This window comes from Mediterraneibacter sp. 210702-DFI.3.120 (assembly GCF_020561005.1).
GTDB classification, from domain to species: Bacteria; Bacillota; Clostridia; order Lachnospirales; family Lachnospiraceae; genus Mediterraneibacter; species Mediterraneibacter faecis.
Genome location: NZ_JAJCNG010000097.1, coordinates 1 through 320, shown reverse-complemented (window position 1 = coordinate 320; position 320 = coordinate 1). Strand labels below are relative to the sequence as shown.

At 40.9% G+C, this 320-nt stretch carries 1 pseudogene; it reads right to left on the bottom strand.

The annotated features are described in order from the left end of the window. Positions 1-147: 147 nt before the first annotated feature. A pseudogene (locus LI162_RS16005) lies at positions 148-320 on the bottom strand (phosphoglucosamine mutase); the annotation flags it as partial.

Here is a 320-nt window from a genome sequence, read left to right as displayed (position 1 = left end):
ATTATAATCATAAGCAAAAGGACGCATGAAAAAACTCTCGTTTTTTCACACGCCCTTCTTTTTTTGAACAAAGAAGATGCCTCGCGAAAAACTATATTTCACAAGGCATCTTTTACTGTCTTACACGACAACTCTCTTCTTAATTATTTACTCGCAAAGTCCTTCGCTTTCAATTACTTTCACTACGCTGTCTACGTATTTCTCGCAAATCTCGTCAGAAGCCGCTTCTACCATAACACGGATCACTGGCTCTGTTCCACTCTCGCGAACAAGAATACGTCCGTCTGTTCCAAGTTCTTCAGCTGTTTTCTCTACTGCCG